Annotated in this window: 18 protein-coding genes and 1 tRNA gene; 5 read left to right on the plus strand and 14 right to left on the minus strand. The window is 45.9% G+C overall.

Annotation, left to right across the window (positions count from 1 at the left end; all coding sequences use genetic code 11):
- Positions 1-132 precede the first annotated feature (132 nt).
- The 3 genes from GF309_06595 to GF309_06605 form a co-directional block, all read right to left on the minus strand.
- Positions 133-924, minus strand: a complete 792-nt coding sequence (locus GF309_06595; protein MBD3158445.1) for a hypothetical protein — start codon at positions 922-924, stop codon at positions 133-135.
- Positions 924-1,835 carry an ATP-binding cassette domain-containing protein gene (locus GF309_06600; GenBank protein ID MBD3158446.1) on the minus strand — a complete coding sequence of 304 codons (912 nt, stop codon included), beginning with the start codon at positions 1,833-1,835 and terminating at the stop codon, positions 924-926. The genes GF309_06595 and GF309_06600 overlap by 1 nt, the downstream gene beginning before the upstream one ends.
- Before the next feature lie 106 nt (positions 1,836-1,941).
- Positions 1,942-2,571 (minus strand): hypothetical protein, encoded by a 630-nt coding sequence (locus tag GF309_06605; GenBank protein MBD3158447.1) that lies wholly within the window; start codon positions 2,569-2,571, stop codon positions 1,942-1,944.
- Between the two features lie 231 nt (positions 2,572-2,802).
- Between GF309_06605 and GF309_06610 the strand changes: the two genes are divergently transcribed.
- A complete protein-coding gene (locus GF309_06610) occupies positions 2,803-3,087 on the plus strand; it encodes a hypothetical protein (GenBank protein ID MBD3158448.1) in 285 nt (94 codons plus the stop codon).
- An 80-nt stretch (positions 3,088-3,167) separates the two neighbouring features.
- Here GF309_06610 and GF309_06615 read toward each other — a convergent pair whose 3' ends face one another.
- Together GF309_06615 and GF309_06620 are read right to left on the minus strand one after the other, a co-directional pair.
- Positions 3,168-3,599, minus strand: a complete 432-nt coding sequence (locus GF309_06615) for a hypothetical protein (GenBank protein ID MBD3158449.1) — start codon at positions 3,597-3,599, stop codon at positions 3,168-3,170.
- A 180-nt stretch (positions 3,600-3,779) separates the two neighbouring features.
- A complete protein-coding gene (locus tag GF309_06620) occupies positions 3,780-5,369 on the minus strand; it encodes a transposase (protein ID MBD3158450.1) in 1,590 nt (529 codons plus the stop codon).
- A 156-nt stretch (positions 5,370-5,525) separates the two neighbouring features.
- Here GF309_06620 and GF309_06625 point away from each other — a divergent pair, with 156 nt between their 5' ends.
- Both GF309_06625 and GF309_06630 read left to right on the plus strand, forming a co-directional pair.
- Entirely contained in the window at positions 5,526-6,068 is a 543-nt protein-coding gene (locus GF309_06625) for an inorganic pyrophosphatase (GenBank protein ID MBD3158451.1), read from the plus strand.
- A gap of 67 nt (positions 6,069-6,135) precedes the next feature.
- Entirely contained in the window at positions 6,136-6,789 is a 654-nt protein-coding gene (locus GF309_06630; GenBank protein MBD3158452.1) for an HAD hydrolase-like protein, read from the plus strand.
- 60 nt (positions 6,790-6,849) lie between these two features.
- On the opposite strand, the gene nadA is transcribed toward GF309_06630, so the two are convergent.
- Entirely contained in the window at positions 6,850-7,800 is a 951-nt protein-coding gene (nadA, locus tag GF309_06635; protein MBD3158453.1) for a quinolinate synthase NadA, read from the minus strand.
- A 219-nt stretch (positions 7,801-8,019) separates the two neighbouring features.
- Between nadA and GF309_06640 the strand changes: the two genes are divergently transcribed.
- Positions 8,020-9,042: a hypothetical protein gene (locus tag GF309_06640; protein ID MBD3158454.1), complete on the plus strand. Its 1,023-nt coding sequence runs from the start codon at positions 8,020-8,022 to the stop codon at positions 9,040-9,042.
- 7 nt (positions 9,043-9,049) lie between these two features.
- The gene (locus GF309_06645; protein ID MBD3158455.1) at positions 9,050-11,200 is read left to right on the plus strand and encodes an MBL fold metallo-hydrolase; all 2,151 of its coding nucleotides are present in this window, start codon (positions 9,050-9,052) and stop codon (positions 11,198-11,200) included.
- A 10-nt stretch (positions 11,201-11,210) separates the two neighbouring features.
- Here GF309_06645 and GF309_06650 read toward each other — a convergent pair whose 3' ends face one another.
- From GF309_06650 to GF309_06685, 8 genes are all read right to left on the minus strand, one after another.
- Entirely contained in the window at positions 11,211-13,202 is a 1,992-nt protein-coding gene (locus tag GF309_06650) for a GTP-binding protein (GenBank protein ID MBD3158456.1), read from the minus strand.
- Between the two features lie 83 nt (positions 13,203-13,285).
- Positions 13,286-14,980, minus strand: coding sequence for a hypothetical protein (locus GF309_06655; protein MBD3158457.1), 1,695 nt, complete (start codon positions 14,978-14,980; stop codon positions 13,286-13,288).
- A 101-nt stretch (positions 14,981-15,081) separates the two neighbouring features.
- Entirely contained in the window at positions 15,082-15,249 is a 168-nt protein-coding gene (locus tag GF309_06660; protein MBD3158458.1) for a hypothetical protein, read from the minus strand.
- A gap of 13 nt (positions 15,250-15,262) precedes the next feature.
- Positions 15,263-16,378, minus strand: a complete 1,116-nt coding sequence (locus GF309_06665; GenBank protein MBD3158459.1) for a DUF362 domain-containing protein — start codon at positions 16,376-16,378, stop codon at positions 15,263-15,265.
- A 94-nt stretch (positions 16,379-16,472) separates the two neighbouring features.
- A tRNA-Cys gene (locus GF309_06670) sits at positions 16,473-16,549 on the minus strand.
- 251 nt (positions 16,550-16,800) lie between these two features.
- Positions 16,801-17,583 carry a zinc-binding dehydrogenase gene (locus GF309_06675; GenBank protein MBD3158460.1) on the minus strand — a complete coding sequence of 261 codons (783 nt, stop codon included), beginning with the start codon at positions 17,581-17,583 and terminating at the stop codon, positions 16,801-16,803.
- Positions 17,584-18,107: 524 nt separating this feature from the next.
- Positions 18,108-20,036, minus strand: a complete 1,929-nt coding sequence (locus tag GF309_06680) for an alpha/beta fold hydrolase (GenBank protein MBD3158461.1) — start codon at positions 20,034-20,036, stop codon at positions 18,108-18,110.
- 93 nt (positions 20,037-20,129) lie between these two features.
- On the minus strand, positions 20,130-22,247 hold the full coding sequence (locus GF309_06685) for a glycosyl hydrolase (protein MBD3158462.1): 2,118 nt from the start codon (positions 22,245-22,247) through the stop codon (positions 20,130-20,132).
- Between the last annotated feature and the right edge of the window lie 3 nt (positions 22,248-22,250).

A 22,250-nucleotide genomic window follows, 5' to 3' on the forward strand; every position in this document is an offset into this window, starting at 1 on the left:
ATGTGGACTGCATACTCATCTCGCTCAACCACATCTCTAGTTTGATATTGATTTCCTGAAATAAAGGACGACATCAGCAATGCCAGACCGATTACAAGAATTGTCTTAGCTATTCTCATTGTGTTCCCTCGTTCAAACCCCTTTTCTTCGAAAGATGAAAAGCGCCACAAGCAGCACACCAATCCCTAATAGCACTGCGCCTGAACCTGCCAGAGATACCTCCAGCAGAGTAGGAGCTTGATCAACTCCAGCAAGGTATTGCATACCGAATGAAATAGGGTCCAGCAACGGGCTTTCAACAGGAGTATATCTAGAGAGGATGAGCAATCCAAGCCACATACCTGTGCCGAGTAACGACGTGACCATGGTGTTGTTTGAAACTAACGCAAGTACAATGCTACTACTTATGCAAAGCAAGGCGAAACCAAGGAACCCCAAGGAGAAGGCAGTAGCCATTTCAACTTGTCCTAGGTTCGTTTCGAATATCCATGTCCCGGCCAGTGAAATCGCGATGACCGGCACTACGAGAGCACCCACAATGATAGAGACTATGGCACTCAAGAAGTTCTCTTTGCTTAGGGGGAATGATAGATAGGTTCTGAGAATCCCTGTTTCCATTGCCCTCCCCACGCTATAAGCAATAATCGGTGGCAGTATGAATGCCAGGAGAAAAGAGAAATTGGATAATGTAGACCCAAGGGTCAACATTCCTGACCGAGTTAGAGTATTGTTCATCTCCTCAATGGTATAATCAGGGCCGAGAATGCTAGGAACGATAAAACTGTTCCCGAGATGGGTTCCCGTTATGAAGTATGCCGCAATAACGATGAATGCCCCCGTGAGAACCTCAACCAGGGGAAAGTGGAAAAAGGAATCCATGACGAGCTCTACTGTTGCCTTGTACTCTTTCAATCGTCTACGCATCACTTGACCAGCTCCTTGAAGGCTTCTTCCAATGTGTTTTCCCTGTGAAATGAAAAAGCTTGAACGGACTGGGACTTTGAGATATCCTGTATCTCTTCCCAGATTCCATCTATTCTCTCTGCAGCAGCGATCATGACCAAGGAATTGGCACCCGCAACCTCGGCATGTTCCACGTCTGAGATTCCGCGGACTTGTTCCACTATCCGTGGAGGATCGGAGACCACCAGACGATAGTGGTCGGCGGTATACCTTTGCAATATGTTCTGAACTGAATCCTGTTCTATCACGTTTCCGTTATCAAGAAAGGCCACATAGTGGCAGACCTTTTCCAGGTCGGAAAGGATGTGAGAGGAGATAAGAAATGAAATCCCTTCTTCATTATGGAGCTTGATAATCAAGTCCGAGACCAGCTTCCTTGCCGCCACGTCCAAGTTGGACAGTGGTTCATCCAGAATGACTAGCTCAGGATTGCCGACCAGAGCTTGGGCGATAGCCAGTTTCTTCTGCATCCCTGCTGAGAGATCCCGTATTCGTTTGTCCCCGACTTCCAGGTCGATACGTGACAGCAACTCATCACAATCGATGTCAGTGTCATACACTGAAGCCACTCTCTGAAGATACTTCCGGGGCTTCATGAAACCAGGGAATGCAACTTTCTCATGGAGCACTCCGAGTTTTCTCCTGATTGCCAGTGAATCGGAAGTCGTATCAAAGCCCATGACCCATGCTTTGCCAGCATCTTGGGGCAATAGACCCAGCAGTATCCTCACGAATGTGGTCTTTCCTGCACCGTTGGGGCCCACCAGTCCGGATATTCCTTCTGGAAACTCGAGGTTGACACCCTTGAGCGCCTCTACCCCATTGAAGTTCTGAGCTAAGTCTTCGGTAACTGCGACTCCTCCCGCTTCCATAACGGTTCTCCTGTATTGTAAGCATGTGGACTCCTTATATTTCTACTTGATATAAAAAGAAAAGAGGGGCTGCTGAATGGTATTCAGCAGCTATTAGCTGATACTTCTAGTTCCAGACGGTTATCTCGTTCACGTCGAGCGAGACCGGGTTGGTAGCACCTGAGTAACTCCAGGCATTCGCTTCACCATCAAGACGGATATGAAGCTGAACCGACACAGCGTATTCGGTTCCTTCTGATAAGTTACTTGAGAAGCTCACTGTATCGTCTTCATTCTCTATACCATGTGAGGATTCGTATCCTCCCCACAGCGGTGTATATACATGTCGGTAGAAGACAACCTCATTTTCTATATCGCTTGAATCGGACCAGAGAACATATCTGATATAGAGCTTTGCGTCGCCCACCTGGTAATCCGTCTCAAGCTTCCAGCTCAGAGACCAATCAGCTTGCATTGATATACTACCATCTTCTTGAGCTGTAAACTCCATTTTCATATCTACTTTACAGTAATCCGGTCCCCATGGGGTGTTATGATCTCCACCAACTTTGATTTGTCCATCGTCTTTGTCAGCTTCGACTACAGTGAACGATAGATATGGGTCGTCTATTCGAACCGAGCTGTAGCCAGACGTATCATCTTCACTGATACTATAGCTCGCATCAACCATTGCTGCAAATGATATCATCATAAGAACCGATATCATTATGCATATTCTAACCTTTTTGTTTCTCACTTTATGTTTCTCCATCGAGGAATACATTGTAGCCCTGTCAATAATCTCTCACTGCGAAACTCCAATGCTCCCGCTTCCTGAAAAGATGGACGATTATAAATGGCTTCCGATGAAAAAATAAGTTATTAATATATTCTATAGCATTATATACTATCTTTTCTTTAATAAACTTATAGCTGATTATAGATACTAGTATTGTTCCTTGTGAATGCTGAATAACTAACTTCAGCAATGTCGTATCGAATCGCCCACAACCCGGATGACCTGAGCTATGACGAAATCCTTGGCATGGTCAAGTTTTGCGCCATCTGCGGTACCCCTTGGGAAAAGGGCAGGCAACAGTGCCAGAACAAGGAGTGCGGGGTCAAGGTGCGCATCGCGATGAAAGCCTACAACTGGTGGCTGTTCTATCCTCGCTGTAACCCTTGGGCACACAGGTTTTACGATAAACGTGCTCAAGAAGTAAGTGGGAAGCTGGCCTCAAGTCATAGAATCAGAACCTCTAAACGAATGTGATTCAAAAAAAAGAGCTGGGTTTTGCGGCGATTTGATTCAAAACCCGGCTCGGTTCTTTGTTTTGGAAAATGGCAATCCCATTAGGGGTAGTAGTAGAGATAGAATCCGAAACCGCCGAGAAATGAAAGCAGCCACAGGGATAGAGTGGCATACATGGTGTGCTTCACACCACAGAGTAGAGGTTCTGTGTTTCTTAATGCACTCAGAAATTTGAAACTGAGCATGCATCCCAATATCACTGCTATAGTGCCAACGTTGTTGTGAAGAATTGTGATGATTTGACCTGTTTTGCCCTCGAAGGGGATCAGGGCACCGAAGTTCAGCACCAATGATGGGATCATAATTGTGACTACGGTAATAATCTGAATCAGGGTTGCCGTTGTCATAATAGTGCCATGTGTTTTGTATGGTTTGTTGTTTATCCAGCCGAGCACAAGCAGGGCGACTAGAACGCTTTGTACTAGGAGATTGATGTCATAAATCAGGTCAGCTTGCGTTGAAAATATGTCCATAACAACCAACTTCTCAGCATACACTTTAGATTCTTGTATTCTTTGGCGGAGTATTAGATTCTATCACAAATTGTTTTCTTGAAATCTTCAGTACACTGCCTTCAGCAAAAATGTGCTCAAGCACTCAAAGAAATAGAATGAAGCGGTAGACCGGCTAAAGCAGCCGGTCCATTCTATCATCTATGTTTCTGATCGCTCAACATCAATGAGAAGCATCGCGGCTGAGAATACGCCCACCCCAGGTAACAAGATTTGCAGGAAGGTTACGTACATCGGCGGAGAATCCTTGAGAATCTGCACAACTTCCATATGAACGGCGTAATTGATGGTATAGTCGGCGGAAGCTACAATGCGAAATGCAAATTCATTCTGAATGCTTATGTTCGATATGGCAAGGCTGTCAATGGTGGATTTATCAAGAGTGAGTTCAAGGGGCTTAGTTGATGATGTTGTGACTTCGCTTTCAAAAAGCATGGAGCCTTCAGGCAACTGCTTCATGATGCTATCATTCCCATAGTATATGCCCAGTTCTTCTGAAAATGAAATATTCAAAAGCTGGTTAGATTCATATATCACTTCTCTGTACAAGACGGACTTTACACGAATAGACTCGACATCGTCGTCAATTGAAATATTGATACTTGTAATTGATAGATTGAAATCCCCCGTCCCTAAATTATAGATATCATCATAGGTTGTTGAGAGATTACCACTGGAATCCTGGACCACTGCCGTCTCATACGCAATGGTATCCATAGTGCTTCCAAATTGCATTTCCGAAACAGGAAACAGAACCGACATGACACCCATGCTGACAAATATGGTCAAGCTAATAATCGCCAAGATACGAATCCGTTTTTTCACTGAGATTACCACTATTCGGACCAGAAAGATATGATTAATAAATCTCAGGCTGTTGGTGTCTGCTCGGGATATTCCTTCGTTAGGGTGAAGAGGTGGTCCAAGGAATCTCAGCTTCAGCATGCTGAACACAGTCTCCACCAGACTCCGTTGTCCGTACTGATGCCGTTCTTTCCACTTCTCAGCTCCCTTCTGGTATTCGTGGACCAGCTGTCGATAGGCTGGACTTCCCCGCGATCTGGGTATCGCGTTCTCCTTCGGTTCGATGGCGGGGTATGCACCGACATCACTGATGAACTGGACATTCTTCCGTGAGATGTACCCCTTGTCTCCATAGACCACCTCAAGGTGTGCGGAATCAACTCTCCGGACCAGGGCCACCAGGTGCTGTGCATCGCCACCGGGACTCGCCCAGACTCGGGATGCAGTGATCATCAGGCTATCTGTGTCCACGGGGTTGTGCAGGCCGTGGAACCGTCGTCTCCGCGTCGTTTTGAACCGCACAGACGACCACTCACCACCGGTTGCATGAGAGAACCCGGAGGCGTCGACTGCGACCGTCTTCGGGGGTGGCCGTCTTCTGGCCAACAACCGGTACATCTGGTGCAGGAGCGTCGTATCGAGTTTCTTCAATGACTTCTGAAGCAGAGAGTAGCTGGGAGCCCGGGTGAGGTTGAGTTTCTCAAGCAAGACGGGGTTGAAGGTGACCAAGGCAACGAACTCGCGATAGCTGAGCCCGGAGTCGAACTTGAGTCCCAGGAGAACAAACAAGGTGGACAAAGGAAACTCAACAGGCCTGCCGAAGCTGGGTTGTTGCTGTGGGATTGTATTGCTAAGCTTGATAAGGGAATCAAGCAAGAACTGAAAATGGCGAGATTTGGCTGTGTCATACGATTGATTGTAAGACATGAATCAGACGGCACGCCTGCTCGCCACTTGTTTCCTTGTATTACGTTACCGACGTTTTCCACAGAGCCTCGAAATACCAAAAGACAAAATAAATCGAATTATCAACACTGTAATTACAAAGAATATGCACTACCGCACAACAGGAGCCATATTCCCATGCCAAACTACTTGGATGACATTCCAGCCGGTCCAGACCCGCCATCAGAAATCTACGCAATTATCGAGCTTACTCGAGCAAGCAAGAACAAGTTTGAGTATGATGTGGCTTATAACTGCTTCAGGTTAGACCGCGTACTATACACGTTCGCTCCATTTGACTATGGGTTCATACCACGCACCCTTGATGCCGATGGGGATCCATTGGATATCATTCTGCTCATCAAACAGCCAACCTTCACCTCCTGTATGGTTCACGCAAGACCCATAGGCATGATGGAAATGAATGACATGGGCGAGATTGATGATAAGATAATAGCAGTGCCCATGAACGAGCCATACTACCGCGATGTTAAAAGCATCATAGACATCCCACGGAGCACCGTTGATGAATTGCAGTATTTCTATCAAACGTATAAGCTGCAAGAAGGCGGTCACACAGAGGTTAAGCGATTCAAAGAACTGAGTGACGCCTACAAAACCATCAATCGTTGCATGGACGCGTATCAGGAAGGAAGAGAAGACGAAGAAAAGGGAGAATAATCTGTTCTACTAGCCCATAACATGCAGCCGCAACAACCGGAAATAATCCACGATAGGAGCCACCAACATGAATAACAAAATCAGGTGCAAAGCTGTCATTTTTGATTTCGACGGTACGCTCGCAGACAGTATGCCATTCCTCGAGAAAATCGGGGTCAAAGTCATGCAGGATTACTACGACGTGAGCAAAGCTGAGGCAACCAAGAGATACCGCTCAACGACGGGTCTACCATATGAACAACAGATAAAAATGAACTTTCCAGACGCACCGCAGAACGAAAAAGCAATAGAGGATTTTGAGACGCAGAAGATTGAGAGGATTTTCGAACAAGATCTTTTTGAGGATGCCCCTGCAACAATCGAGAATCTCTATGAGAGGGACTTCGCTCTCTTCGTATCTTCTTCGACCTTTGAGAGCACCATCACGGAATATTTCGAACGAAAATCAATGCTGCACTATTTCGTGGATGTAATGGGATATCGACAGGGATTCGAGAAGGGTGCGGATCATTTCATGCATGTACAGTCAGAATATGCTATTCCATTTGATCAAGTCGTGTTCATTGGAGATTCACTCAAAGATTATGAAAGGGCAGATGGATTGGTGAAGTTCATCGCCAAGGAAGGTATGTTCACCGCAGCCGATTTCTCGGAAGTGGGGCATAATGGTCATGTTGTCGAACGGCTTGACCAGATCCCTCCACTTGTTGTACTGAACTGATTGGCAAGTCAATCTTGCTTCTTCAGGTTCAGAATGGTTGATGAAGCCAGTTCAAGTAATCTAATGTGTTGCACTTGGAACTTGTGAGACAGGAGATTCTTTGAGTCCAACGCGGTTCATGCGTTCCAGTACAAGCCTCACTTTGCCTCGCATATCCTTGGGCACAGTTACCAGATTCTCGGCTGGTTGCTCCTCGAGAATATGGAGTATTTTCTCCAGAGACGTTTTTTTCATATCTCTGCAAATGGCGTTCTCATTGGCCGCAATAATCACTTTGTTGGGATGGTTGTTTCGGAGCTGGTCAACCAAGCCCACTTCTGTGGCGATAATAAATGCTTCATCATCTGATTGGGCCACATATTCTGCCATCTTCCCAGTCGAGCCAACAATATCAGCCACGTCCTGAACATCAGGTGGACACTCAGGATGCACAAGAAGGGTAGCGTTCGGGTATTCTTCTTTGAGACGCTGAATTTCCTTCACATCAAATTTCTGATGTACATAGCAGTGACCGTCTTCAGCGATATCCACAATCTCTGTGTCTGTTTGTGTTCTGGTGTATCTTGCTAGATTCACATCAGGCCCAAAAAGGACCTTCGCTGTTCTCAGGCTTTCTACAACATCGACTGCGTTACTAGAGGTGCAGATTATGTCGCATTCGGATTTCGTTTCCGCTGTGGTGTTCACGTATACAACAGCAGGAGCGCCAGGATGGTGTTCTTTTGCTTTTCGAACTCGTTCAGCACTGCAGTAGCTTGCCAGAGGGCACAAAGCCTCTGGATCGGGAATGTATACGGGTGTGTCATCTGCCAAGACAGAGGCCATTTCAGCCATGAATTTCACACCAGCAAAAATCACCATATCATGACCGTTGACATCAGAAGCGATTCTTGCCAGCTGTAGAGAATCACCGACATGGTCGGCTATGTCCTGGACTGCTAGTGGCTGGTAGTTATGGGCGAGTATCAATGCATTTCGTTGTTTTTTGAGGCTAAGAATTCGGTTCTTGATTGAGCTGTCGTCACTCAACACAATACACCCATCTAAAGTGATGTAAAGACTATTTTAATAGAATTCCAAGAGGCAAGCCTTGGCGGCTTTCAGATATTGCGGCAAGAATTGCCACAAAATCGCTAGTTTCATTTAAGTGTGGAAATCATGTAGAGTAGTGTTACAAGACGAGGAGGTCAGACTACGAAAATAGGAATTGTCAGCGGCAATGATGTCAACATGCTTGATGACGCAGAACGAGTATACAACATACTCCAAGAGCATCAGGTCGAGGCTATAGTCGATAAAGATACAGGCCGGCACATTGAGGTAGAAGGAACCGTTCTAACAGAAATGGAGGTCGATATCATCGCCGTTATTGGAGGAGATCGAGTCTTACTTGGTGCCCTGCTTGAACTTGGCAATGTCGAGATTCCCGTGCTTCCATTATCTTCGGCACGAGAACCGGGTTTCCTCTTCGAAACAGAGGCCTCCAGCTTCGATAGCTTGGTTTCAGATATCTTGGAAGGGAAATGGACGCTGGAGAAACGTGCACGGATACAGGCAGACATAGCAGGCGAGAGTACTCCACCCATTCTCAATGATTTGGCAATATTCGCACGGCGGAGTGCAACCCTGGTAAGGTATTCGCTCTATATTGACGAAGAGCTGTTTCTGAAGGATAGCAGTGACGGACTCATAATCTCGACTCCAACAGGCAGTACGGCCTATTCGATGAGTGTCGGCGGTCCCGTTGTTCTGAATCCTGCTTCGGTCATGTCGATAGTGCCGGTCAATAGTGTGAATCCTGCCCAGCGGCCTGTTGTGGTGCCTGATGATCAGAAAATCGAAATAAGAGATTTAAGCAGCAGAGTAACGGTCGAAGCCGTTTTGGACGGTCAGGAGCGACAGACAATAGACAGTGGTCCTATCGTGGTTCATCGCGCCGAGATGGATGCATTGTTTGTGAAATTCTCGGAAGAGCGGGTAGCGGCCCTCCGAGGGAAGCTTAAACAGAAGACGGATTCATTTGAAGACCTAGCGCAGGATCTCCCGCCAAGTGCAAAGCTTGTCCTTAAGACACTAGAATACGAAGGAGAGCTAACACAGAAAGAAATCATTGAAGAAACTCTTTTGCCAGCAAGAACGGTCAGGTATGCTCTAGCTATACTCATTTCAGACCGCATCGTTGAAAAACATGTAAGCCTAAGGGACAGTAGACAGAGCCTGTATAGAGTCGCAGATAGAGTTGGCGTAAGTTAATCCTTCGATGCGCGGTATTACCATGAACAACACTATTCCAGAACCGGATAATGAAGAGCTTGCAGTTCACTTCGAGAATGCAAAGAAAATTGCTGAATCAATAATGGAGGGAGAGGATTTTGAGGACAGGAAGGGACCATTTGGTAGAAGCATCATCCTATTGGCAACGGTCATGCTCGAAACTAGAGAAGACGAGTATGAAGTGTCAGAGTACGTAGCAAGCATAAGAGAGAATCTTGACAAAGTCCTGAGGGATACTGCGGATTCAACGAGGATTGAAGCGTATCTTGATTCTGCAACACTGATGCTCTATGGCTTAGTTTTTGGAAAATATACGAAAGAGGATTTTCGCTATTTCTATCGGTGGTCGCTCTCAGAAATACGTCAGCAGAGTGCAGTCGAAAAATGGTTACGGAAGGCAATAGTATTCCTTGTTCTATGCTCAGTGGAAGGAAATGAAGACGATGATATTCTTGATGGGGTTCGAAATTGGATAGAGTATCTCGGCGCCCCACTCTGGCATATGAACCAGTTTACCGAAGTCTTTGAAGAATTTGGAATTGACACGTCACTTCTACGTGAAAAAGAGTTACAATTCGTTGATTCACTGAGGAGACACACACAGTACCTCGAAGAGGCTGTGGAGGGGAAATCCTATCATGAGGTTCGAGAAGCAACCAAAAAATGGCTTCCAGGCCGTCTTTCTCAGAAGGTCTTTGACATATACAAACAGGGTGTTGTAAACAATGCTGAGGAGAGAATCTCTCCTGACATGAGCGTGCAGCAAGCAGGAGAGGAACTAGAAAGAGTCATGCAAGAGCATGGTTTCCTATCCGATGATGGAACGTTGTTACCGCTCAAGTTGGAGATGTTAGATTCACCACCCACTCCAAGTGCCGTAGATCCCAAAACGCTTGAACTCATTCCAAAGCAGCTGCGAGTTGACCTCCTGCCTACCGTAGCTTACTCGGAACCAACAGATAGGATAGAGATTATCTTTCTGGGAGGCCCACACATCGGGAGAAGCGGCATTCTGATAAAGACCAAGAATGGAGGGGTTTTATGTGACTTCGGCATTTCGGTGGCAAACCAGCGAATTCCTCAATGGGTTCCCGAGCTTGAGATGATTGACAGTGTAATCATTAGCCATGCTCATCTTGATCATGTTGGTGGATTACCGGTATTATATGACCGCTATGATGGCAAGTGGTGCTCAGTAGGTCCAACTGCTGCGATTGCCATGTCTCTGTTAGAGGATGCTCTAAAAGTAGGGACTCCCAGACCACCACGAGGAAATGACCCCTCCGAACGACTTTCACGTTTCAACAAGCGCAATATCGAGAAAGTCAGAGAGAATTATGTACGGCTTGAAGCCGGCAATAGCTACGAAGTTGGACCCGGAATCGTTGTGACACCCATTAAGGCATGCCATATCCATGGTAGTGTAGCTTACATGATCGATATAGAAGGTCGGCAAATTCTGTATACTGGAGATTTCAATCTCGATGAGAGCCTCCTCTTCCCAGGGGCCACATTACCGACGAATGCAGATGTCACCATTTTCGATGGCACCTACTGGGGAAGAGAAGACTTCGATAGAAACAAAGTGAAGCACCAAGTCTCATCGATAATAAGAGATCATGGACCGGTGATAATCCCTGCCTTTGCTGTCGGCCGGACACAAGAAATGCTTGTTCTACTCGAGGAGCTTAACATTACTGATTCTCGTAATGTCATGGTCGCGGGTTTGGCAGAATACATTACCAAGCTTTTGGGTGTCGAAGGTAACTGGCACGGAATGAAGAAAAACAAGCTCCATCTTGACGAAGATGATGTACTAGTAGCAGGTCATGGAATGATGGCAGGAGGTCTGTCTCGGTCCCATTTCAGAGAGCATAGAAGGAATAAGGATGCAGCAGTAATTCTTTGTGGGTATCTAGCCCCTCGCACACCTGGATGGAATTTGCTACATGGATTTGAACCGCATGATTGCCATGTAGAATATGCCCGACTCAGCGCTCACACCTCTGCTACTAACCTAGAGAAGTATATCAGGGATTGTAAAGGAAAGAAAGTCATGGTACATACACCAATTGAGAAGTCTCCAGAGGGAGTATTCTGTCCAGATTACAAGGAAAGAATCGTGCTGGATGTATGAAAAGGGTCTACTAGGCAATAATCTCAAGAACGCCGCTCAAAACAAGTTTCTGAGCAACGAATTTTACTGGACTTAGACTGACATCTAGACCATCTATAAGCCTATTCAGCGGAGTCTTACCATCACAGCGTTTGACAAAACGCTCCATGAACTCTCTTGGATACGGGAACTCTTTTGGATCCCAGTTCTCCGGCGTTTCGTCGGCCCGCGCAAGGATGGTATCTTCAGAGATTTCAACCTTGAAGGCTACCCAGTCGTATGCGGCCAGTATCTGAAGTGCCCCCATAACGGTCTCTCTTGGAAGATCCAGACTTCGAACTATCCCGCCAACGGTCGAAACAGCATCAATTGCCTCAGTCACTTCAACGATTGCTCTTCCCACATCTCTATTGTCAAACGGTATTCTTTTTCCTGCTTCTCGTGACCTAGCAATGTAGTCCAAACTCAGAGGACACAATGGCAGCTCGGACAGTACGACGAATACAGATTTCTCAAATGTCTTCAAATCAATATTGTCCTTGTCCCAGATGTCCCTGAACATCTCCTCTGTATCAACTAGCACAGAAGCCATCTTCTGCCTTTGAGACTTCTCCTTCTTCTCATTCGTAACGACCATCGCTAGAAGGAAGTGTTCACTCTTCTCAATGAAAACATGATTACCCTCATGTTCGATTGTTTCAAGTGTGTCAGTCTTCCCTGATTCCTCCGCAGAAGGTTGCGTAATAGACCCGAGGGAATCAAGAGCCGATATGAGTGAGCTTATGCTGGTCGGGTCTATTTCTTCCTCGCCATATCTTAAGCTATAGACAGGTTTCAATACACCTTGGTCTTGATAGATTAGAACCGTGTGTAGAATCTCTGTCTTCTCATCTTTTTTCTTCTGTTCCTTTTGTTCTTCTATCTGCTGAGAGGTCTGTTGAGGTTGAACAGAACTTCTTTGTGAAATGTCTTGGGACGCGACACCTCCAGGATTTCCAGTTGGAGTTGCGCCAGCCTCCGATTCCTGCTCCACATATGGCTCCGATATCCATTCTGATTCGGCATGGTGCGAAACATCGGCTTCAGGAGTGGATTCAAAGGGGTCGTCGATTTCTTCGCTTCCCTTTCGGACAGTAATCATCTCGCTGATTGGCCGTTCCGGTAGATTCACACCTACTGTCTTTGCCGCTACTTCAAGCATGAACCGAATGAATTCCTCACGTCGAGTTTTATCTGTAGCAACCATCGGAAATGTCGGTGCCCCAACGAGCCGCTTGATCTTGTCAGCTCGCATCGATTCAGGAAGGTCCTGTTTGTTTGCAATTATGAAGAGGGGAACTGCGGGTGCCTCTTTCTTGATGCTGCGTAGAAGCGTTTTCGTTTGCATTACATTTCTGAAACTGCTGTCCGTTATGAGAAAAATGACATCTGTACCTTGGAAGTAGAAGCTCCAGAGGTCCTGAAATACGGCCTGTCCCGCAAAGTCCCAAATGGTCACTAAGAAGGTGCCGAATTGGATTGTCTCTGATGAATCGACAGCTACGTTGATAGTGGGGACATAACCACCAGGTGCAGGCTCTTTCCCAAACAAAAGCCTGAGCAGAGTGGTCTTACCAACACCACCAGACCCTACAAAGGATACCTTGAAACGAGTGAAGATAAGCTCTCCCAGCAAATCATCAAGATTATCCCGAATGTAGCTAACACGATTACCTCTGAAAGCAGTCTCAAGACGTGCTGCGCCTTCACGTACCTTATGCTTGATTGTGCGGTCTTCATCTCTTCCGTCTGTTGCGAATAGGAGGAGTCTTCCCTCTTCAATAGGTGAGTGAAACACTTTGTGATCTCCAGCATACACCGGAGTGTCCTTGGCTAGACCTTCTGTCTCTTCAAGATCATCGAGACCTGCTAGGAATTCTGAGATATGCTCCTCTGTGAAGTCTATCTTCCAGAAGCGGGTACGCGCGAGTACCTCAGCCGACTCCCGGTTGATGACAAGCACGTTATGAATCAATAATCTCAGCTCCTTGTTGCATCGTCAAAGGTTTCTTTTCTTTTTTCAAGTTTTTATCGTGATTCTACATCTAAGAACGTTTTGGAGACATATCATTTCGCGAAATCAACGAAGCCACGTTTATGCATCTCCGTGAAAAGATGAATCACTATACTGATTTCAATGTTTGTAGCTTTGGCTATATTTTCTAACGAGTTTTCTCCATTAATTAGTTCTAATATTTCTTCCATTTCATTGTAGCGGTTCATGAATTCATCGTCGGGCGTCTTCAACAAGAGGGGGGTATCATCAGGTGAAATACTCAGCTTCGTTTCAATGGCGTCCATTCTTCGAAGGAAATAGAGTCCCCCAAGTATCATTTTCGACTGATTGTCCATTGTGATATCTTCTAGATTGGTTTCACCGTCGATGCTATCCCAAATGGTTCGGAGGAAATCCTTCATCATGGGATAACGAAAACGTTCCCAGTCTGGTTCATCCAATCGGCTAGGAACCTCTCGAGACGGCCAATGATAGGGGGGAATAGTTGCAAGCAACTTCAATGTGAAGGGGGGATGATTGTACAGATCATGTGGTTTGGAGAGAGGTGGTGGTGGATCCTCCAGATACAATGCGGGAAGTCTTGAGAACTGAGATCTAATGCGCTCTAAATCCTGGGTGGGTCCGGTAATAAGAGTGAAGAGTAAATCATCTTGCTCTACAATTGCATACCCTAATTCGCCTGTGCGAATCACCCGAGTCTCCGCTGAATCCTTGTCGAGACGAAATGTAGAAATCGCTGCTATGACATTTGGTGCTCTTTGGTGTTCGGTAGCTTCTTCATAGAGATAGGCGTAACGGGTTTCAGCCACCTCTTTGTCAATAACCAAGAATTCTTGGTGGCCTTCTGGTTCAGATACGTGTGCAACAGGTTCCTCTGGTTCTGTTGTCGGTTCTAGGGATTCTGTCCTCCAGCGCTCCATAGCCAGTTCTGGATGCATATCACTGAATCCTGCAATCGCCAGTACAGAGAGAATCAAGACAATGGGATCATCTGATGCCGAGTCACAGAGCATAAGCTGAAACCTTTCTTCAAAATCTCGACAGACCTGTAATTCCTTGTCACTACCAGGTACAATCAATACCGGCACTGACAACTCTGAATGAATCTGTTTAGCAAGACGCTCAACTGTTTCTTCTGTTGTTTGCGTTTCAGAGAAGACAATGGATGCAACATCTATACTCTCAATATCGCCGGGGCTCAGGTCATTGATTGAATCGCTAGTGTTCAGGGTTATGCATTGAACTCTGTACGGACCAATTTTGAAAGGGCCAACGAACGTGGATTCCTGCTGTTGTTTGAACTCCGTCAATTTGGAAAGTGCCCGTCCCGTTCTATTCTTGAAGGAAGGATTCCTACTTGAGAAAAAGAGGAGGCGAACCTCCGTCAACAAGAATCTATCTGCCAATTCATTGAGAATTATCTGAGAATCAAAACCCGATTTCTTTTCATTTTCTTTAGCAAGCTCGTTGCCCAGACGCCTTATCCGATGAAGCTCATTTTCATCCATTGACTGTTTGTCTCCAAGACATACTAATACTATGCTCTCGCTCAATGGACTGACATAAGCTACGCTAGATTCTAAATTGGTTATGAACGGAGAATCAGGAGCATGTTCTTCAAAAACCTCATAGAATTGAGCCAGAACATCCTCTAATGTGGTTTCCTCAGTTTCTTTTCTCACATAGGAAATCTCGGCGAGTACCTGCAGGTTCCTCAAGTCAAGAAGCTGAACGCTATGTATCACCACAGCTCTCCTGATTCTAGATTGCATCGGTGTTAATTAAGCAAATCTTGTCCATAGACTATAATATGTGAAGCCTATTTCGTCTTTCTGTTGCTGTATGCCTAGGCTTCAGGAGAATCCACTTTCGCAGCAACGCCAGAGGTAAGCCCAACATATCCAAGCTGGGATTTGCAGTATGTTGGTGCATGTCGGTTGCTGCCCCTTTTCTTCACTGCAGTGAATCTCGGATGGGTTCTGTAACCGATGAAAAACCATGTATCAAGTTCCATCTATAGACTAGTATTATTGAGTCACATTTACAAAATCATAATCCGTTGTCCCGAAGTTCATCTCCTTTGCATGTGTAAAGAAACTAGCCGAAGTTTCAACCAGTCTAGATAATGAACCTGCCGCTGGACTGTCTTCAGATATTGTCGCATCCTTCATGATTTCGAGTGTAGCATGATCTATAGCAACAGGATCTCTAGCTCCGAAAATACCGATGTCGTGCATCAACAATGGCCTGCCAACAGATATGCAATCGCATTTCTCTGTGATATCGATTGCCAGATTGACAAAGTAGAATCTATCAAGTCCTATGGAAGACACAACACCCATCGCGTTCTCTACAACTCGCTTGGTAATATCCTGTCCAATCCAATCCATTGTTATCGCTTTCGATTTTGCCATGCTTCCGCAGACGCTTGCACAGTGACCACACCGCACACATTTGTCCATATCGATTGATACTGTATCATTAACGGTGATACATCTCACAGGGCAATAATTAACACAAAGTGAACATTCAACACCTTTACATTCTGAAGGGTTAAGTGTAATTCCATCAGGGCTGTGGATAGACATCTTTCCACCTTTCCCAACTAATCCAACTCCGATATTCTTGAGTGTCGCTGCTATTCCCATATCGTGAAACTTGGCATGACTAAGAACCAATACATGATCACAATCCAGTAGAGCTGAAGCAACAGGGACTGTTTTGATGTAATCGCCATCTATGTTCACGTCATAGGTGTTGACCCCCCAATAGCCATCAGCAAACACAATGGGAGCTCCAATCGTGCCTTGAGAGAAGCCGTTCTTCTCGGCCATCCGTAGGTAATCTGCCATGGTACATCTTCCGCCATAGGGACCTGAGGTGCCATATCCCAGCGCACATGTCTCCGATACAAACGGCTTGCCCCCAGCGTCCTTGACTATTTCAACTGCTTTGCGTATGTACTCCGGGCGAATATGGCGAGTGTTTCCCCAGACACCAAAATGAGTTTTCACCATGACTACATCGTCAGTTGATATAGCATCGAGCAATCCAGTCTTTCGAATAACCTTCTCTAAACGATCTAGCATGTTGTTGATAGGTGTTGCATTGCTATCCGCGAAAAACACAGGTGTATTTGTCATCCAATTCACAGCCAATGGGATTTCGGCTATATTCAGTAACCAGATTAAAAACTAACGGAGATGACTCTGAAACGCCAGAAAAGGCAGGAATTTATGGAGCCGGCGTTGGGATTTGCACCCAAGTAGAACAGCTTTGCAGGCTGTCGCGTATGACTACTCCGCCACGCCGGCTTTGGTTATATCCAAAACATTGAATCGGACTGTTAAGGCTCCGATTTTAAGGATATCGGCAAGGAGTTCACAAATCCTATTGGTATTGTAGGACTATTGTACCATCACTGAGTTTTAAGATTGGGTATATCGTATTAAAGAAATCTGCAAGAGTTGCCTAAATCATCACCTAATTCTCGTCAACGATGCATAATTCCCGAGCATCGCATATGTAGGGACCAAAGGAGGCTCCTACTGGTGTTTTACTTATCTCAGACGTTATTGACTAGGACAATTCGATACCGTGCCTTATTGTCCTTCAACCTTTGAATTGCTTTGTTGACCTGCTCCATAGGCATCAACTCAACCTTGGGTTTGATGCCATGTTCCTGCGCGAACGAGAGCATCTCCCGCATTGTATCCCGATTGCCGAGGAAAGAACCAGTGATTGATAATTGGTGTGCAACGAGATTTGTTGAATTAAATTCAACATCTGGGAAGCCTACGAGGACCAGCTTCCCATTTCTCTTCAAGGTTCCCAGTAGCAACTCCCAGTTGATTTTTCCGTGGGCGGTGCATAGCAGAAGATCGAAGCGGAAGAAAGCGTTCCGCAAACTAGACTCGTCTTCAGAAATGAAGTGATCTGCGCCAAAGGCAAGTGCTTCCTTCTTCTTCTTTGGAGAAGAAGAAATGGCGGTCACTTCGTAGTCAAGAGCACGGGCGAATTGTAGCGCGAGGTGACCCAAACCTCCAACTCCAATGATACCAATCTTCTGCTTGGGTCTCGTTGCCAGCGATTGAAGGGGATTGTAGACGGTGATTCCAGCGCACATGAGTACCGCAGCCACCTCGGATGGCATTGCTTCGGGGAGCAGATAAGCAAAGCGATTATCCACACTAATAGAAGAGGAGAAACCACCATAAGGCACCCATGTCCCAGACGAAACGATGTCTTGACAGAGCTGGTTTTCGCCCTGTAAGCACCACTCACATTCTCCGCAAGAACGACCCTGCCATCCAATACCGACTCGGTCACCTTCTTTTAGGTCTGACACTGCGCTGCCCACATCTGAGACGAATCCAACAATCTCGTGTCCGGGGACAAAGGGATAGGTGGTAATTCCGTAGTAATCGTTGATGCCGTGAATATCGGTTTGGCATAGACCACAATGCGTAATCTTGACTCTGACATCATGCTTCCCCAGTGTGGGCGGCTTGTATTCGAATGGTTCTAGTGGCTATCCTTCTTCTTTTGCAGCATATCCCAAGACTTTCGTGTCTGGCATGCTCTTGCCTCCTTTAATTGATAGCTATTATATTAGTGGAACAAAAACCTTTTTATTTTGTCGATGATATTTTTGAAGAGATTTAGTGAAATCACAAATCCAATTGCATCCAATCCATGCGCATACCCCGCAGCGTTTGGGACCGGATAATAATTAGGACTATATGTTAAGGAGAATCAATTTCTCAAATCTTCTTTTTGACTGTATCGGGAAGTGCGGTTTTCTTTGAAGCTTCGCAGGTGTATACGTTTCGGCTTCAGTCGAGCGTCAGCAAGTGGGGGATAATAGTTTCTTTAAGGTTGTAGATGAGTCTTGAAGAAATCTACTATTCTGTTATAGACCGTGACTTTGTTTTTGTATTTGAGCACATCATGTCCCTCATCTTCAAAGACAAGATATTCAACCTCTTTGCCGTTCTCCCGCAGTCTTTCAACAATATCCTTGGATTCATCTTCAACAACTCGGGGATCGTTCTTACCCTGGATAACGAGAAGAGGCGCCTGTAGCTGGTCCAGATAGGTGCTAGGCGACCGTTCCTTTAGGAATTCACTGTCCTTTTCCGGATGCCCGATTGATAGGTAGAAGTATACTGCCCATGATTCTGGGAGTCGTTCGACAAATGAGATGAGGTCATAGGGCCCAAACATATCGCAGGCGGCGCCCCAGAAATCTGGGTGACGCGTCGCAAGAGTTAAAGTCATGAAACCACCGTAGGAACGTCCAACAACCGCTCTTCTAGATGAATCGATCCGACTATCTTCTTCAAGCATCTTGAGGGCTTCAACATGGTCAAGGCGGTCTTTTCCACCCCAATCATGATCAACCTGCTTCATGTATTTCATTCCGTAGCCAGTACTTCCCCTCACATTGGGAACGAATACTGCGAACCCATTCATTGTCAGTAGTTGAATCAACGGCATGCTGAACCAAGTGAAATCAGGTCGTTCTTGGCTCTGCGGGCCTCCATGCACATATAGTACAAGTGGACGGGGACCTTCGAAATCAAGGCTTTCCGATGGGAGATAGAGCCGTGCAGATATTCTTAAACCATCGAAAGACTCGTAGCTGGCATCCTCGCCGGATGAGAATGCTTCTTCTGGTATTCCAATCACCTTTTCTCTTGAGAGCTGAACGACCGAGTCTTCTTCCGGAGTATGGAGATAGAGCTGAGAAGGTTGAGTGGCACTCGTGAATGAAAGCGCATATTCTATCGATTTCCGCTCATTAAAACCGACTGATTTGTCCCAAGTCACACCACGGTCAACTCCGTTCTTGAAAGGCTCCTTCCCAACAAGCACATTTCTGATTTTCATCTGCATTGTATCGGAATCAAACGTCGCTTCATACCTCCAAGAAGATCCATCGATGTTGTACCCAAGCATGTGCCTATCAGCATCAATATGCTCAAGAGATTCAAATTCTCCAATACCCTCGTGCACTAATCCTTCTATTGATACCTCATGAAGATTCTCAGGATTGCTAAGCTCCATGAATCCCAAGCCGCCAAGATCATCAAACTCAGTTGTATAGACAAGAGCACCCTCTTCCACCCAGTGAACCGGAAAGACATGATACTTCTTGATATCTTCATCTGCCTTTCTCTCAGTGATGCGAGTTCCTAGCACTGTTTTCAGCGCATCAGACCCTTCCTCCCAAAGATACGTAACAACATCCCCAGCGATATAAACCTCTGAGAGAAGAACCTTCGAATGATCCCCGTTTGGCTGAGGGATAAGCCCACGCTCACTTGTACCCAAAGCTGTCTCTGTTAGGGTTTCAAGATCAACTTTTGATGTATATTGAATTGCTTCGTCTTTCACAGTGCGATCATCCCGATTGAAATAAGCAATATTCTTCTTTGCATCATATTCGTGACACGTTATCTGCTGTCCTGAGTATTTGCTTCCAAAGATGGGTTTCGGAACACCTCCTTCAAGAGGAAGCAGACAAGGTTGATAGAGTTCGTTGCCATCTTCATCCAGCATGAGAAGTATTCGTTTCATCTTGGGAAAAACGATATAGAGATGTCCAGCCATCAAATGGGGGTTCTGAATGGCCATTCCAGCTGGAAGAAGTCTTTCGGGAAAGCTGCCATGCTTCTTCATTCGATACAGACTCATCATCCCGCTCATGTCGCTTACGAAATAGACGTAGTCACCAGCGATTTGGGGGGATACAACCTGTCTTGCAGAAAGAATGGACTCTACTGGGAAGTCAGTCATGAGTATCAGCAATCTTGATGATATGAGAGTATTTGTTTGTGTTGCTATGTCATTGACTAACAGATTTCTAGCCGCACTCTCACCGAGGGATAGCTATTCGACCTGCAGTTTACTCTCCAGTCTTCTATTTCGAGACGAAGGGCCTACGAGAAGCTTCAATGTGCCGGGCTCAAGATTCCATCTCCCCTTTTCGACGTCGTAGTAAGCCAAGTCTATTCCTTTGGTTCTAAGCTCAATTCTTTTTGTTTCACCAGCAGCCAATCTGATTTTCTTGAAACCAGCCAGCTCCATAGGTGGCCGCTTGACGCTTGATTCCAAATCCGAGTAGTACAACTGAATCACCTCTGCACCCTCGCGCTCGCCGCTATTTTCGATTTCTACATGAACGCAAAGGCTTTCATCCAGCTCTGACAGAGAATCGTTCTTGAGCTCCAAGTTCCTGTATACGAAGTCTGTGTATGACAAACCGAATCCAAAAGGGAAGAGTGGATCTATTGACTTCTCGTCAAACCAGCGATATCCAACAAATATACCCTCATCATAGTAGACCTTCCTATCTTTCCCACCAGGGTAAGTGCGGGATGAACCTTTAATATGGGCAGGAGAGTCGGTCAGCTTCTCTGGAAAAGTGAGTGGAAGCTTACCTGAAGGATTGACATCTCCAAACAACACATTTGCTATAGCTCTACCTGCTTTCATACCGCCGTACCACGTTTCTATCAAGCCAGGTACATGTCCTATCCATGAACTCATCGCGACAGGGCTACCTGAGATGAGAGCGACTATCGTATTGGGGTTTTCATCTGCTGTTTGGAGAATAAGCTCCACCTGCTCTTCCGGTAGTTTCATCGAGAACCGATCTGTCGATTCAGAGTCCATACCCGCACTGTGATCCAATCCGGCAAATACAATCGCAACATCTGCATTGGATGGATCTGATATGATTTTGACTTGACTCCCACATCTCTCTCTCATGCCTTCAAGAGGGGTAACCTCCCACGGTGGAACCACTGCAGATGACCCACCATGCAAGAACCGACCGAACTCCTTGTCCAGATTCGGACCCAGAAGCGCTATACTTCTTAAGGTACCAATATCTAAAGGCAATATGCTTCCTTCATTCTTGAGAAGCACGATAGACTCCTCAGCAATTTTCAGAGCTAACGCTTGATGTTTGTTGGTATTTCTAGCTCCCTGAGGTAATTTTTCATCGCTATCAAATAGCCCTGCTAGAAACATAACTCGAGCAAATCTTCGAACGAGATCATTCAACGTTTCATGAGATATTTCGCGATTGTTGTATGCATTCACCAATGCCTTCATTGTATACGCTCGTGGGAGGGGCATTTCAAGGGAAAGGCCAGCATTGGCGCAAGACGCACCAGATTCAACATTTTCAGTTGCAAACCAATCCGACATAACAAAACCGTCGAAATCCCAGTCATCCATCAGTATTTCACGAAGCAATCTGGGGTTCTCACAGCAATAAGTGCCGTTTACTTTGTTGTATGCCGCCATGACTGCCCATGGTTCAGCTTCTTTCACAACGGCTTCAAAGGCTCTCAAATAGATTTCATGAAGCGCTCTTTCGTCGATTTCTGAGCTGACTGATTGGCGGAAGGTCTCTTGATTATTTGCCGCATAATGCTTGACACAGGCACCAACTCGAAGACTCTGAACAGCTCTCACGAACGGAATCGCCATTTCTTTTGTGAGATACGTATCTTCACTGAGGTACTCGAAAGTCCGGCCGTTCAAGGGCGTGCGGTGAATATTGATGCCGGGTGCCAATATCATATGCTTGCCAATGGAACGGACTTCTCTGGCAACGGCAAGTCCAAATTCTCTGGACAGTTTTCGATTCCATGTAGCAGCCAGAGCAATTGGGGCAGGAAAACGGGTACATTTCTTGAAATTCCCGGAATGGCGGGCTACCCCAAGAGGGCCATCAGTCACCCCAAATTGTGGTATGTTCAAACGTCTGATAGGAGTGGTTGAGTAGAACGCCAATAAGGGCCGGCTGGAGAGAAGACGAAGTTTTTCCTCAACCGTGAGAAGAGAAAGGAGATACTCTGTTCTTATGTGAATACTCAATTCCTCGTTCATATACAGGGGGACTGAGGAAGCTGATGCCGGGTTCATAGGGTAAGAATAACGAGTGAGCGATATAAGAACCATGGATGGAACTTGAGGGAGGACTAATTTTATCATTGA

The sequence above is a fragment of the Candidatus Lokiarchaeota archaeon genome (genome assembly GCA_014730275.1).
Lineage (GTDB): Archaea > Asgardarchaeota > Thorarchaeia > Thorarchaeales > Thorarchaeaceae > WJIL01.